The organism is Micromonospora sp. NPDC049175 (genome assembly GCF_043197345.1).
Classification (GTDB): Bacteria; Actinomycetota; Actinomycetes; order Mycobacteriales; family Micromonosporaceae; genus Micromonospora.
Genome location: NZ_JBICSY010000005.1, coordinates 340,722 through 353,036, shown reverse-complemented (window position 1 = coordinate 353,036; position 12,315 = coordinate 340,722). Strand labels below are relative to the sequence as shown.

Below are 12,315 nucleotides of genomic sequence, written 5' to 3'. Positions count from 1 at the left end.
ACGTGAGCCCTGTGGCGCGGCGCCGGCCGCTCGGCGTGGTCACGCGCGGCACGACAAACCCGAACCGGCTCCGTCGGGTGGACAACTGGATCGTCGCCACCTGCGCCGACCGGCTGTTGGCGGCGGCCGACCCCCTGGTCGTCGACCTTGGCTACGGCGCCAACCCGGTGACCGCTGTGGAACTGCGCGCCCGGCTGGCGGCGGGAGTACGTCCCGACGTACGCCTGGTGGGGTTGGAGATCGACCCGGCCCGGGTGGCCGCCGCGGCCCCGGCCGCCGACCCGCCGGGCCTGACGTTCGCCCGCGGCGGGTTCGAACTGGCCGGGCTCCGGCCGGTGCTGGTCCGCGCGTTCAACGTGCTGCGACAGTACGACGAGAGCGAGGTCCCGGACGCCTGGCGGACGATGACCGCCGCGCTCGCCCCGGGTGGGGCGCTCGTCGAGGGCACGTGCGACGAGTTGGGTCGGCTCGCCAGTTGGCTGCTCGTCGACGCCGACGGCCCTCGGACGCTGACCCTGGCCGCCAAGCTCACCACGCTGGGCAGCCCCACCGAGTTGGCCGAGCGACTGCCCAAGGCGCTGATCCACCGCAACGTTCCCGGTGAGCCGGTGCACGACCTGATCCGCGCCCTGGACGGAGCCTGGCAGGCCGCCGCCCCGTACGCCACCTTCGGCCCCCGCCAACGCTGGCTGAGAGCGGTGACGGGTCTCCGCGAAACCGGCTGGCCCGTCCTCGGCGGCCCCACGCGCTGGCGCCAGGGCGAGCTAACCCTCCCCTGGCCCCTCCCGTAACCCACGCGCCCCACCCCACCCCACCCCACCCCGCCCCCGCCGCACGCCCTCGTCGATCTTGCACTTTCTGTCGTTGATATGCCCTTTTGCAGCTCTTATGTCCCCGCAGAAACTGCAAGATCGCGGGGGCGTCCGGCGGGGCGGGGGAACGGGGGGGTTAGAGGGCGCAGTTGATGAGGACCGGTTCGGGGTGGAGGGTTACGCCGAAGCGGGCCTGTACCGTGTCGCGGATGTCGCGCGCCAGGGTGAGCAGGTCACCGGTGTGGGCGGTGCCGCTGCGGTTGGTGAGCGCGAGAGTGTGCTTGCCGGAGATGGCCACGCCGCCCGGCCCGGGGTGCCCCTTGGTGAAGCCGGCCTTGTCGATGAGCCAGGCCGCGCTCACCTTGACCATGCCGTCGGCTCCCGGCCAGGCGGGCGGGTCACCCAGCTCGGCGGCGCGCTCCAGGAACAGCTCGTACGTCGCCTGGTCCAGCACCGGGTTGGTGAAGAAGGAGCCGACCGAGCGAGTGTCCGGGTCGGTGGCGTCGAGCACCATGCCCTTGCCGGCGCGCAACCGCAGCACCGCCGCGCGGGCGTCGGCCAGCGGCACCTGGTCACCCACCTCGACGCCGAGCGCACGAGCCAACTCGGCGTAGCGCACCGGGCCGGAGAGCGGGGACCGGGTGAGTCGGAAGTCGACGGAGAGCACCACCCACCGGTCCCGGTACTTGAAGATGCTGCCTCGGTAGGCGAACCCGCAGTCGGCGGCGGGGATGCTGTAGCGGGTGCCCTCGACCCGGTCGTACACCTCGACGCCGCTGATCGTCTCGGCGACCTCCTGGCCGTACGCGCCGACGTTCTGGATCGGGGTGGCGCCGGTCGAGCCGGGGATGCCGGAGAGGCACTCCAGCCCGGCCCAGCCGTTGGCCACCGTCGCGGCGACCAGGTCGTCCCAGGGCTCGCCGGCGTCGACACGTACGGTGACCGATCCGGCGTCCTCGGCGATGACGCTCAGCCCACGGGAGCGCACCAGCACGACGGTGCCGGGGAAGCCGGCATCGCCGATCACGACGTTGCTGCCGCCGGCCAGGATCAGGACCGGCTCGTCCGCGCTACGGACGGCACGGACGATCTCGTCGGCACTGTCGGCGGCCATGATCCGCTGGGCCGTCCCACCCATTCGTAGAGTGGTGTAACTGGCCAGTGGACCAGGGATGGCACGATCGGCTTCGGTTGTCGGCTGGGCGGAGGCGTCTGGCACGCCCTTCACCTTAGGCTGACAGATAGCCGTGGCACCCACTGGTCGTCCGGCACCCCCGGGAGGATGGCGATGAGCAGACTGCAGGGCAGCAAGGATTTCTGGATCGGGGCGCTCCGAGCGGAGGGTCCCGCATTCGCGGCGGCGGTGGCCGATGCGCCGCCGGAGACACCGGTTCTGTCCTGTCCGGGCTGGACGGTCAGCGACCTCACACTGCACCTCGCTGGCATCTACCAATGGGTTTCGTCGTTCGCCGGCGCCGGCCAGACCACTCAGCCGCCCCGCCGGGAACCGCTTGAGGCGGACCCGGGAGTGCTCCCGCTGCAGCTGTGGCAGCAGGGGTACGACCGGCTGATGACCGTCTTCGACGGGCTCGACCCGGAGTCCCCGGCGTGGAACTGGGCTCCGCAGCCGAAGAAGGCCGGCTTCTGGCCGCGTCGGATGGCGCACGAGACGGCTGTGCACCGTTGGGACGCCCAGCTCGCCATCGCGGCCGGCGAGCCGGTGGAGGCGAAGCTCGCGGCCGACGGGGTGAGTGAGGTGCTGGACACCTGGCTGCCGGCAGGCCGGCGGCGGACGCCTGGCGACTGGCGCGGCGTGGTGCAGCTCACCGCTACCGACGCGGCTCAGGAGTGGTATCTGCGGCTGCGCGGCGAGGGGGTGGCGCTGCTCGACACGGACACCATCTTCGACCACGACGATCATCATGCCCGCGCACAGGTCAGCGGCACGGCGAGCGATCTGCTGTTGGCGTTGTGGGGTCGGGTGAGCTTCGAGACGCTCGACGTGGCCGGCGATCGCGCTCTGCTGGATGGCCTGCGAGCCAAGTGACCGATGGTTCTCGACGAGGGCGTCACCCCGCCGGGTGGCGCCCTCGCCCGTTCCCGAGGGTCTGGGCCGAACACCCGAGAGAGCGCTCTCTTGACAGGGTGAGAAGCGCCGGTCACGCTGTCGTGACTCAGCGGCGCACACTGAAGGCCGGGTGCCGGCGTTGAGCACCCGGCACGGGCTGTGACGAGCGGGAGGAAGTCGCGATGACGACGGCGCAACGGCCGACGCTCGAAGCGGTGGCGGCGCGGGCCGGGGTGTCCCGGGCCACCGTGTCCCGTGTGGTCAACGGCTCCACCACTGTCGCCGAGCCGATCCGCGAGGCGGTCACCCGGGCGGTCGCCGAGCTGGGCTACGTGCCCAACCTCGCCGCCCGCAGCCTGGTCACCCAACGCACCGACTCGATCGCGCTGGTCATGCCGGAGGCGGCCACCCGGGTCTTCTCCGACGACCAGGTCTTCCCCGGCATCATCCGTGGCGTCAGCCAGGAACTGGAGGCCGCCGACAAGCAACTGGTGCTGATGCTCGCCGGTTCACCGGCCGGCCATCACCGCGTCGAGCGGTACACCACCGGCCGGCACGTCGACGGGGTGCTCTTCGCCTCACTGCACGGTGCCGACCCGCTGCCCGGCACACTGGCCCGGCTCGGCATCCCGGTGGTGGTCAGCGGCCGGCCGCTCGGCGACGTACCCGTGCCGTACGTCGACGTCGACCACGTCGGCGGGGTGACCGCTGCGATCCAACACCTGCTCGACATCGGTCGCCGGCGGATCGCCACCATCGCCGGACCGCAGGACATGATCGCCGGGATCGAACGGCTCAGCGGTTACCGCAGCGCGGTCGCCGACGCGGGGCTGCCCGAGCTGGTCGCCGTCGGCGACTTCACCCGGGAGTCCGGGTCGGCGGCGATGCGCCGGCTACTCACCGAGCATCCCGACCTCGACGGCGTCTTCGCCGCCTCCGACCTCATGGCCCACGCCGCCCTACGGACGTTGCGCGAGGCCGGCCGGCGGGTGCCGGAGGACGTCGCGGTCATCGGCTTCGACGACATCGAGACCGCCGCGTACACCGAGCCACCCCTGACCACCGTCCGGCAGCCCATCGTGGAACTCGGCAGGCGGATGACCCAGCAGCTACTCCGCCTCGCCGCCGGCGAAACGATCGAACAGTCGGTCATGCTCCCCACCGAACTGGTCCGCCGCGCGTCCGCCTGACCAGTCCCGCCGCGCCCCGCGGTCCGCGCGCCCGCGCCCGCCGCGCCCGCGCCCGCGCCCGCGCCCGCGCCCGCAAGATCCGCACAACTTCAGGGAAATAGTGGCCTCCGAGCGCCGGGAGGCCACTATTTCCCTGAAGTTGCTGCCCGCTGGTCGGTGACTACGGAAGTACGCGGTTAATGCGTCGCCTGGGCAGACGATCTTGGTTAGCCTCGCCGACATGCCGGATCCTGTCGTGTCACCGCACGCGCTCAGCTGTTCCCACCAACTCGTCGAGGTCGAGGCCGTCGCCGCCGTACGGACGGGGGCCTGACATGCGGATCCGGGTGGCAACTCCGGACGACGCCCCGGCCGTGGTGGCGCTGCGCGCGACTGTCGTTCCGTACCTGGTGCGCGGTGTCGAGTCGACCCGCAAGATGATCGCCGAACCACCGCCCGGGGAGGCCTGGACCGCCTTCGTGGCCGAGGTCGACCATCAGGTGGTCGGCTGGGTGTCCGCCGAACGGATCACCTCGACGTCGATGGCGAACGTCGGCGGCATCAACCTGCTGCACGTGCACCCGGAGCACCGGCGGCGCGGCCTCGGAACGGCCCTGCTGACCGCCGCGACCGACCACCTTCGCCCGTTGGGAATCCGCCGGGTGCGTGCCATGGCACTGTCGGAGGCGCTGCCGTTCGCCCGCCGACACGGCTACGAGCCAAGCCGAGAGGTGCGCTACTCCGCACTCGACCTGAGTTCGGCACCGGCGCTGCCCGAGCCGCCCCCGGGCGTACGGCTGCACCCGATCGCTGACCTGGACCCTTACCTGCTGTACGTGGCGAATGTGGCCTCGGCAGCGGACGAACCGGGCGACGTGCCGGTCGACGCGATCAGCTACGAGAGCTGGCAGTACGACGTGTGGGACAACCTCGGGCTGGACAAGGCGTCCAGCACCGCCGCCGAGGTCGACGGTGCCGTGGTCGCCTTCAGCCTCGTGAAGCGAGACGGGGACCGGATGTGGTCGGACTACACGGGCTCCGTCCCCGCGTACCGGGGGCGTGGGCTGGCCCGGCTGACCAAGGTGGCGGCGCTGCACCGGGCTGCCGCGAACGGCGTGCGCGTCGCGTACACCTCGAACGACGAGGCGAACGCGCCGATGCTCGCGATCAACGCCCGACTGGGCTACCGACCGGTCGCATCCCAGTGGGCCTGTCTGACCGATCTGACCTGATCCGGGGCACTCCTGAGGCCCGATCCTCAACGGCGATCAGGCCGGCGCGACCTGCGGGCCAGGGACAGCCACCCCAGAAAGCGGTTGTGCATCACGGCGAGATCCGGGCACCCGCCCAGGCCGTACATGTCGTCGACGGCCTCCTGCATCGACGAGGCCAGGTAGAACGCCAGAGCGATCGAGTGACCGTAGAACTCGGCAACGAGGTCGAGTTGAGCCGGACCGCAGGGCCACGGCGCGGCGCAGTTGCGACACAACCACGCGGGGCGCATCGGCAGATGCGGCCGAGGGCGGGCGATCATCCGACCCGCACCGACGTACGGCGGACCGGCCGGCGGGCCGTGGGCCGGGCGGTCGGGATCGGAGCGTCCTGCCAGATCAGCCCCGCCGTCTGGACGAAGAGCGACCGCCGTACGACCGCCTCGCCCCTCGGGCCCAGCTCGTAGCCCTCGATCCAGAGCCAGCCGTCATAGGTCACCCAGTCGGGAAGCCGGATCACGCGGACGAATATCGGCCGGAGGAACTGCACACTCGCCGCGCGGGTCAGGTGCAGGACATCGCCCGACTTCACCTTCCGCGTGGACCCGGCCTCGTTGTTGGGCATGGGCTCCCCCTTATCCGCAGTTCCAGCGGGACCGTCCCGCCATTTCTTCGGAAGCGGTCCTGTTCATGGAACTCTTCTCGGTAACCGCCTAACCTCGATAGCGAATCGGCCATGGTGGAGCGACGCCGACGGGATGCGTAGCCGCTGGTGAGGGTCGGTGTGGGGCCGGGTTGACATGTTGGGGGAGGGTTGGGGAACGTGAGCATTACGGCGGCGGAGATCCTGCTCGACGAGCTGCGCCATGCGCGGACCGCCCGAGGAATGAACCAAGACGAATTCGGCAGGTTCATCAGCTACTCCGGCACTCATGTCAGCGCCGTTGAGACCGGCACCCGGCCACCTACCAGCGACTACGTAGCAGCCATCGACAAGGCCCTGAAGACGGGCGGAATTTTCGTGCGGCTGCTCGAGCGACTCACCGCACTGGATATGGCCCCCGTTTGGCTGCGGGAGTGGATCACCTTCGAGGAGCAGGCGAAGGCCTTGAGGTGGTACGAACCGGCCTTCGTGCCGGGGCTACTACAGACCGAGACGTATGCACAGGCGACACTTCAAGCCGGTGGTCTACTCACCGTTGAACAGATCAGGCGTCGGGTCCGGTCGCGGATGGATCGACAGGCGGTCCTTACTCGAGACGACCCGCCGCACACGGTGATCGTGCTTGACGCTGCGGTGCTCCGGCGGACCGTGAACGACGACCGCATGCTAATTCGTGAACAGCTCGAACATCTCGTGGCCGTCGCCGAACTGCCGCACGTGCACATTCATGTCGTGCCGGATGATGCGGGGCTCTACCCTGGCCTTCAAGGCGGTTTCATCCTCGCCACGATGCCCGACGACACGGTCATCGGGCATACGGACTACCAGGTGCGATCGCAGACCGTCAGCGGCGCGGGCGAGATTGCTACGCTCCAAAAGACGTGGGAGGCCGTCCTGCGAGACGCACTCCCCCGCCGACCCTCTCTAGATCTGATCAAGGAAGCGGCGAAGACATGGACATGACCGACGCCCGTTGGCGCAAGTCGACGAAGTCCGGGACGAACGGCGGCAACTGTGTCGAGGTCGCTGACAACCTGCCCGGCGTCGTGCTGGTCCGGGATTCCAAGGCCCGTCATGGCGCGACCCTGACCTTCGGGCCGGCAGCCTGGCGCGCCTTCATCGCGGAGTTCGCCGGAGGCGAGTGACCACGTCAAGCCGTCTGTCCGACTGCCCCATCCGAGCCACGGTGATCAAGTGCTGAAAAGTAGGTCAGAATCGCCTCGGAGACCTACTTTTCAACACCTGATCGAGGCGGAAGCGGTGGCTGTGGCTGTGACTGTGGCCGATGTCAGGCGGCGTCGAAGACCTGGCGGGCTGTCGCGTGGGTGTCGGGGCCGAAGAGCACCAGGCGTGCCTCGGTGACGGTGGCCGGAGTGGCCGCGCGCAGCACCGACAGCGCCTGCCGGACCGCGTCGTCGATCGGCCAGCCGTAGATGCCGGCGGAGATCAGCGGGAACGCCACCGTGGACGCGCCCAGTTCGTCGGCCACCCGGAGACTGTTGGCGTAGCAGTCGCGCAGCAGCGTCGACCGGTCCTCGCCGCCCGACCAGACCGGCCCGACGGTGTGGATCACCCAGCGGGCCGGCAGCTCGCCGGCAGTGGTCGCCACGGCCTGGCCGGTGGGCAGGCCCCTGCCGTAGTGGGACGCCCGCAACGCCCGGCACTCGGCCAGGATGGCCGGGCCGCCACGCCGGTGGATCGCGCCATCGACGCCGCCACCGCCGAGCAGGGACGAGTTCGCGGCGTTCACGATGGCGTCCACCCGCTGGGTGGTGATGTCCCCCTCGACCAGGGTGATCTCCATGTCAGTCCCTCTCGATCGACTGGCCCATCGAGCGGCGGGCCAGCAGGGTGGCGCCGGCCACCGCCGCCGGCATGATCAGCACCGCGCCGAGTGGGATGAGGAAGCAGAGGAAGACCGCCACCCCGAAGCCGAGCGAGGTGGCCCGGTCGGCCTTCAGGATCGTCCGGCGTTGCGGCAGCCGCATACCGCGTCGGTAGAACGGCGCACCCACCAGCTCCACGGCGAGGAACCACCCGCCCACCGCCGCCCCGATGACCGGGACGACAGTCTGACCGACCACCGGGATGAAGCCGGCGAGGAACAGCGGAATTCCCACAAGCACCGTGAGCGCCACCAGCCGTACCGAGTCGGCGAGGCTGCGCCGCAGCGACGACCAGAACGGCACCTCCACCGCGCCGGGCGTGCCGCCGTACCGCTGCTCGACCCGCTCGGAGATCTTCTCGTAGAAGGGGTCGCCGATGACCAGGGTCACCGCGGTGAAGGTGAGCACTCCGAGCAGGCCGCCAACGCCCAGGAACGCCAGCCCGGCGGTCACCCGGACCAGGCTGCGGGTGGTGCTCGACCAGTCGTCGGCGAACGGGGTGACAAGCGCGGCGAGATCGTCCACGAAGTACACCAGGGTGCCGAGCGCGGCCAGGAACAGCGCGCCGGAGATCAGCGCCGGCACGACGCCGAGCAGCATCAGCCCCGGACTGCGAACGTAGAGGCCGAGCCCGCGCAGGAGCAGCCCCGCCCCGGCGAGGAAGCGTCCGACGACCCCGGTCACCGGGCTGGCGATTCTGCTGGCATCCACGATCGAGCAGCCTAACCAGCCGTGATCGAATCCGCCGGGCGGAGCGCTAGCAACGACCGACCTCGTACACATCAACCGGTTGACGGACGGCAGCGATCCACCGGGGAGGCCCGGACCCATCGCCGACCGGTCGATTCGCCGCCGGGTCACCCCGACAACCCTTGAGGGGTACGAAGTCAGCGGCGGCGGAAGGCGGCACGATGCCGGTCATCGAGGTGACCCACCTGAAGAAGCGGTACGGCGACCTGGTGGCGGTGGACGACGTGTCGCTCGCCGTGGAGGCCGGGGAGATCTTCGGCGTCCTCGGTCCGAACGGCGCCGGCAAGACCACCACCGTGGAGTGTGTCGCCGGGCTGCGTGTCCCCGACGGGGGCGGGGTGTCGGTCCTCGGGCTCGACCCGCGCCGGGACGCGGCCCAGCTTCGGCAGCGGGTTGGGGTGCAACTCCAGGAGAGCCAACTGCCGGACCGGCTCCGGGTCGCCGAGGCACTGGAGTTGTACGCCTCGTTCTACCGCAACCCGGCGGACCCGGCCGCGCTGCTCGACAAGCTGGGTCTCGGCGACAAGCGGAACACCGCGTACAAGAAGCTCTCCGGCGGTCAGAAGCAGCGGCTCTCCATCGCGCTGGCCCTGGTCGGCAACCCGGAGATCGCTATCCTCGACGAGCTGACCACCGGGCTGGACCCGCAGGCCCGCCGGGACACCTGGGGTCTGATCGAACAGGTCCGCGACAGCGGGGTGACGGTCGTGCTTGTCACCCACTTCATGGAGGAGGCCGAGCGGCTCTGCGACCGGGTCGCGGTGATCGACCGCGGCCGGGTGGTCGCCCTGGACAGCCCGGCGGGCCTGGTGTCGACGGTGGCGCCGGAGCAGCGGGTCCGGTTCCGGCCCTCGGCCCCGGTCGACGACCGGCTCCTCACCGACCTCCCCGAGGTCACCGCCGTGCAGCGCACCGGCAGCCAGGTGGTGGTCACCGGCACCGGCGAGGTGCTGCACGCGGTCACCTCGGTGCTGGCCCGGCACCAGATCGTCGCCGCGGACCTGCGGCTGGAGCAGTCCACCCTCGACGACGCGTTCGTCGAGCTGACCGGCCGCCGGCCCGCCAACTGAGAGAAGGAGACACCATGCACGCCTTCCGCCAGATCCTGAGGATCGAGGCGCGGCTCTACCTGCGGGACCGGCCGACGCTGCTCTCCACCATCGGGGTGCCCACCCTGATCCTGACGGTGCTCGGGCTGATCCCCGCACTCCGTGAGCCGGACCCGACCTTCGACGGGCAGACCTTCGTCAGCTACTTCGCACCGTCGCTGCTGGTGGTCAGCCTTGTCATTGTCGGGGTGAACACCCTGCCGGCCGTGCTGGCCACCTACCGGGAACGCGGCGTGCTGCGCCGGCTGGCGACCACCCCGGCGCACCCGGCGGCTCTGCTCGCCGCCCAACTGGTGCTGGCCCTGGCCGGGATCCTGGCCAGCGCGCTGCTGCTCATCGTCGTCGCCCGGCTGGCTTTCGGGGTGCCGCTGCCCCGGCACCCGCTCGGTTTCGCGCTGGCGTTCGTGCTCGGTACGGCGGCGCTGCTGTCGCTCGGCCTGCTGGTCGCCGCCGTGGCCCGGACGACGAAGGCGGCCCAGGCCCTGGCCGCACCGTTGTTCATGGTCACCATGTTCTTCGGCGGGGCCTACCTCCCCCGGTTCCTGCTTCCGGACTTCGTGGCGCGGATCGGTGACTACACGCCGCCGGGTGTGCAGGCGCTCCTCGACGCCTGGACCGGCACGTCGCCGCAGCCGCTGCACCTGGCGATAATGGCGGTGATCGCCGTGGCGGCCGGCGCCAGCGCGGCGAAACTGTTCCGCTGGGAGTGAGCGGAGATGCGATGACCGACAGCGGTGAGCGCGACCGTCTGACCATTTGGCGGGAGCGCGAGGCGGGCCTCTATCACGTGATCCCCTATGGCGGGCTGGCCCTGGGTACCCTGCTGGCCCTCGTCGCACCGGCACCCCGCGCCCTCGCCGCCGCGCCCACCCTCGCCGTCGCCGTGGCGGCGGGGTGCTGGGTCGCCTGGTTCATCACCCTGCATCCCGGCTGGCAGAGCCGGCGCGGGCTGATGGCGCTCTACTACGCCGGGCTGCTCGCGTTCGCCGCCGTGCTGGTGGCCGCCAATCCGTGGTACGGCTTCTTCGCCTGGGTCGGATACATCCATGCCTTTCCGGTGCTCCGCACTCGTTGGCGGATCGCCGGGGTGGTCACCACGGCCACCCTGGTCGCCACGTCGCAGGGCGGCGGTCTGTCGGTGGTGACGTCGCAGCTGCCGCTCTGGCTGGTGCTGGTGCTCTTCAACCTGGTGGTGGCCGGCTCGTTGAGCTGGTTCGCGATGGTCGCCGAGCAGGAGGACGCCAGGCGCAAGCGGTTGATGGCGGAACTCGGCGAGGCCAACCGCCAACTCACCGAGACGGTCCGAGAAAACGCCGGGCTGCACGCCCAACTGCTCACCCAGGCCCGGGAGGCTGGCGTGCTGGACGAGCGGCAACGAATGGCGCGCGAGATCCACGACACCCTGGCGCAGGGGTTGACCGGCATCATCACCCAACTGGAGGCGGCCGAGCAGAGCCGCGACCGGTCCGCCGACTGGCGCCGGCACGTCGACAACGCGCTCGCCCTGGCCCGGGAGAGCCTCACCGAGGCCCGCCGCTCGGTACAGGCGGTCCGCCCGGAACCGTTGGAGACGGCCCGGCTACCCGACGCCCTGGTCGAGCTGGGCGGCCGCTGGTCGGCCCTCAACGGGGTACGCGCCGACGTGGCCACCACCGGCACGCCCCGCCCACTGCACCCGGAGGTCGAGGTGACCCTGCTGCGGGCCGCCCAGGAGGCGCTGTCCAATGTCGCCCGGCACGCCGCCGCGTCGCGGGTCGGGCTGACCCTGTCGTACATGGCGGACGTGGTCACGCTGGACGTCCGTGACGACGGGGCCGGCTTCGACGTCACCGACCGGCCGACGCCCCGCGAGCCGGGCGGCGGGTACGGGCTGACCGCCATGCGGCAGCGGGTGACCCGGGTCGGTGGTGAGTTGGCCGTCGAATCCGAGCCGGGCAACGGCACCGCGATCTCGGCGTCCGTCCCCGCGCTGCCCGGAGGTGCCGGTTGACCGCCCCGGTACGACTGCTGATCGTCGACGACCATCCGGTCGTACGGGACGGCCTGCGGGGGATGTTCACCGGCGACCCCGATTTCGAGGTGGTGGGCGAGGCCGCGGACGGCTCCGAGGCGTTGGTCCTGGTCGCGACGCTGCGGCCGGACGTGGTGCTGATGGACCTACGGATGCCCGGGATGGACGGGGTGACCGCCATCGGCCGGCTGGCTCGCGCCGGCAGCGCCGCCCGGGTGCTGGTGCTCACCACCTACGACACGGACGCGGACGTGCTGCCGGCGATCGAGGCAGGTGCGACAGGTTACCTGCTCAAGGACACCCCTCGGGAAGAGCTGGTTCGCGCGGTCCGGGCGGCGGCCCGGGGTGAGTCGGTGCTCGCGCCGAGCGTCGCCGGCCGGCTGATGGGCCGGCTGCGCGCTCCGGCCGAGGAGCCGCTCAGCCACCGGGAGCTGGAGGTCCTCACCCTGGTGGCCCGGGGCGCCTCCAACCGGGAGGCGGCGACCCGCCTGTTCATCAGCGAGGCCACCGTCAAGACACACCTGCTGCACGTGTACGCCAAGCTCGGGGTCAACGACCGCGCTGCCGCGGTGGCCACCGCGTACGACCGGGGGTTGCTGACGCCCGGCGGGCGGTGAGCGGCACCGGGCAGGATG

Annotated in this window: 15 protein-coding genes; 10 read left to right on the top strand and 5 right to left on the bottom strand. The window is 71.0% G+C overall.

Annotated features, from left to right (window positions below; genetic code table 11):
- Positions 1-2 precede the first annotated feature (2 nt).
- Positions 3-791 carry a class I SAM-dependent methyltransferase gene (locus tag ACGFH8_RS21905; protein ID WP_393369865.1) on the top strand — a complete coding sequence of 263 codons (789 nt, stop codon included), beginning with the start codon at positions 3-5 and terminating at the stop codon, positions 789-791.
- 157 nt (positions 792-948) lie between these two features.
- Here ACGFH8_RS21905 and ACGFH8_RS21900 read toward each other — a convergent pair whose 3' ends face one another.
- On the bottom strand, positions 949-2,031 hold the full coding sequence (locus ACGFH8_RS21900) for a UDP-N-acetylmuramate dehydrogenase (RefSeq protein ID WP_393369862.1): 1,083 nt from the start codon (positions 2,029-2,031) through the stop codon (positions 949-951).
- A 69-nt stretch (positions 2,032-2,100) separates the two neighbouring features.
- On the opposite strand from ACGFH8_RS21900, the gene ACGFH8_RS21895 reads away from it, so the two are divergent.
- From ACGFH8_RS21895 to ACGFH8_RS21885, 3 genes are all read left to right on the top strand, one after another.
- Positions 2,101-2,859 (top strand): maleylpyruvate isomerase family mycothiol-dependent enzyme, encoded by a 759-nt coding sequence (locus ACGFH8_RS21895; RefSeq protein ID WP_393369859.1) that lies wholly within the window; start codon positions 2,101-2,103, stop codon positions 2,857-2,859.
- Between the two features lie 203 nt (positions 2,860-3,062).
- Positions 3,063-4,070 carry a LacI family DNA-binding transcriptional regulator gene (locus ACGFH8_RS21890; protein WP_393369856.1) on the top strand — a complete coding sequence of 336 codons (1,008 nt, stop codon included), beginning with the start codon at positions 3,063-3,065 and terminating at the stop codon, positions 4,068-4,070.
- Between the two features lie 314 nt (positions 4,071-4,384).
- Positions 4,385-5,281 (top strand): GNAT family N-acetyltransferase, encoded by an 897-nt coding sequence (locus ACGFH8_RS21885; protein ID WP_393369854.1) that lies wholly within the window; start codon positions 4,385-4,387, stop codon positions 5,279-5,281.
- Between the two features lie 26 nt (positions 5,282-5,307).
- Here ACGFH8_RS21885 and ACGFH8_RS21880 read toward each other — a convergent pair whose 3' ends face one another.
- Both ACGFH8_RS21880 and ACGFH8_RS21875 read right to left on the bottom strand, forming a co-directional pair.
- The gene (locus ACGFH8_RS21880) at positions 5,308-5,583 is read right to left on the bottom strand and encodes a hypothetical protein (RefSeq protein WP_393369852.1); all 276 of its coding nucleotides are present in this window, start codon (positions 5,581-5,583) and stop codon (positions 5,308-5,310) included.
- The gene (locus ACGFH8_RS21875; RefSeq protein ID WP_393369849.1) at positions 5,580-5,885 is read right to left on the bottom strand and encodes a hypothetical protein; all 306 of its coding nucleotides are present in this window, start codon (positions 5,883-5,885) and stop codon (positions 5,580-5,582) included. Before ACGFH8_RS21875 ends, ACGFH8_RS21880 begins: the two co-directional genes overlap by 4 nt.
- Positions 5,886-6,074: 189 nt before the next feature.
- On the opposite strand from ACGFH8_RS21875, the gene ACGFH8_RS21870 reads away from it, so the two are divergent.
- The gene (locus ACGFH8_RS21870; protein WP_393369847.1) at positions 6,075-6,887 is read left to right on the top strand and encodes a helix-turn-helix domain-containing protein; all 813 of its coding nucleotides are present in this window, start codon (positions 6,075-6,077) and stop codon (positions 6,885-6,887) included.
- On the top strand, positions 6,878-7,069 hold the full coding sequence (locus ACGFH8_RS21865; protein ID WP_393369844.1) for a DUF397 domain-containing protein: 192 nt from the start codon (positions 6,878-6,880) through the stop codon (positions 7,067-7,069). The genes ACGFH8_RS21870 and ACGFH8_RS21865 overlap by 10 nt, the downstream gene beginning before the upstream one ends.
- A gap of 143 nt (positions 7,070-7,212) precedes the next feature.
- Here the strand turns inward: ACGFH8_RS21865 and ACGFH8_RS21860 are convergent, their stop codons facing one another.
- Both ACGFH8_RS21860 and ACGFH8_RS21855 read right to left on the bottom strand, forming a co-directional pair.
- A complete protein-coding gene (locus ACGFH8_RS21860; RefSeq protein WP_393369841.1) occupies positions 7,213-7,728 on the bottom strand; it encodes an O-acetyl-ADP-ribose deacetylase in 516 nt (171 codons plus the stop codon).
- A gap of 1 nt (position 7,729) precedes the next feature.
- Positions 7,730-8,521: an EI24 domain-containing protein gene (locus ACGFH8_RS21855; protein ID WP_393369838.1), complete on the bottom strand. Its 792-nt coding sequence runs from the start codon at positions 8,519-8,521 to the stop codon at positions 7,730-7,732.
- 200 nt (positions 8,522-8,721) lie between these two features.
- Here ACGFH8_RS21855 and ACGFH8_RS21850 point away from each other — a divergent pair, with 200 nt between their 5' ends.
- From ACGFH8_RS21850 to ACGFH8_RS21835, 4 genes are read left to right on the top strand one after another with little or no spacing between them, the layout of a single operon-like run.
- The gene (locus ACGFH8_RS21850; protein WP_393369836.1) at positions 8,722-9,630 is read left to right on the top strand and encodes an ABC transporter ATP-binding protein; all 909 of its coding nucleotides are present in this window, start codon (positions 8,722-8,724) and stop codon (positions 9,628-9,630) included.
- A gap of 14 nt (positions 9,631-9,644) precedes the next feature.
- The gene (locus ACGFH8_RS21845; protein ID WP_393369834.1) at positions 9,645-10,379 is read left to right on the top strand and encodes an ABC transporter permease; all 735 of its coding nucleotides are present in this window, start codon (positions 9,645-9,647) and stop codon (positions 10,377-10,379) included.
- Between the two features lie 11 nt (positions 10,380-10,390).
- Positions 10,391-11,659 carry a sensor histidine kinase gene (locus ACGFH8_RS21840; protein WP_393369832.1) on the top strand — a complete coding sequence of 423 codons (1,269 nt, stop codon included), beginning with the start codon at positions 10,391-10,393 and terminating at the stop codon, positions 11,657-11,659.
- The gene (locus ACGFH8_RS21835; protein ID WP_393369830.1) at positions 11,656-12,297 is read left to right on the top strand and encodes a response regulator; all 642 of its coding nucleotides are present in this window, start codon (positions 11,656-11,658) and stop codon (positions 12,295-12,297) included. Before ACGFH8_RS21840 ends, ACGFH8_RS21835 begins: the two co-directional genes overlap by 4 nt.
- Positions 12,298-12,315: the final 18 nt, after the last annotated feature.

Coding starts and splice junctions, on each gene's coding strand:
- ACGFH8_RS21875 (WP_393369849.1), bottom strand. CDS start 5,885: ATGCCCAACAACGAGGCCGGGTCCACGCGGAAGGTGAAGTCGGGCGAT.
- ACGFH8_RS21895 (WP_393369859.1), top strand. CDS start 2,101: ATGAGCAGACTGCAGGGCAGCAAGGATTTCTGGATCGGGGCGCTCCGA.
- ACGFH8_RS21890 (WP_393369856.1), top strand. CDS start 3,063: ATGACGACGGCGCAACGGCCGACGCTCGAAGCGGTGGCGGCGCGGGCC.
- ACGFH8_RS21880 (WP_393369852.1), bottom strand. CDS start 5,583: ATGATCGCCCGCCCTCGGCCGCATCTGCCGATGCGCCCCGCGTGGTTG.
- ACGFH8_RS21885 (WP_393369854.1), top strand. CDS start 4,385: ATGCGGATCCGGGTGGCAACTCCGGACGACGCCCCGGCCGTGGTGGCG.
- ACGFH8_RS21840 (WP_393369832.1), top strand. CDS start 10,391: ATGACCGACAGCGGTGAGCGCGACCGTCTGACCATTTGGCGGGAGCGC.
- ACGFH8_RS21850 (WP_393369836.1), top strand. CDS start 8,722: ATGCCGGTCATCGAGGTGACCCACCTGAAGAAGCGGTACGGCGACCTG.
- ACGFH8_RS21860 (WP_393369841.1), bottom strand. CDS start 7,728: ATGGAGATCACCCTGGTCGAGGGGGACATCACCACCCAGCGGGTGGAC.
- ACGFH8_RS21865 (WP_393369844.1), top strand. CDS start 6,878: ATGGACATGACCGACGCCCGTTGGCGCAAGTCGACGAAGTCCGGGACG.
- ACGFH8_RS21845 (WP_393369834.1), top strand. CDS start 9,645: ATGCACGCCTTCCGCCAGATCCTGAGGATCGAGGCGCGGCTCTACCTG.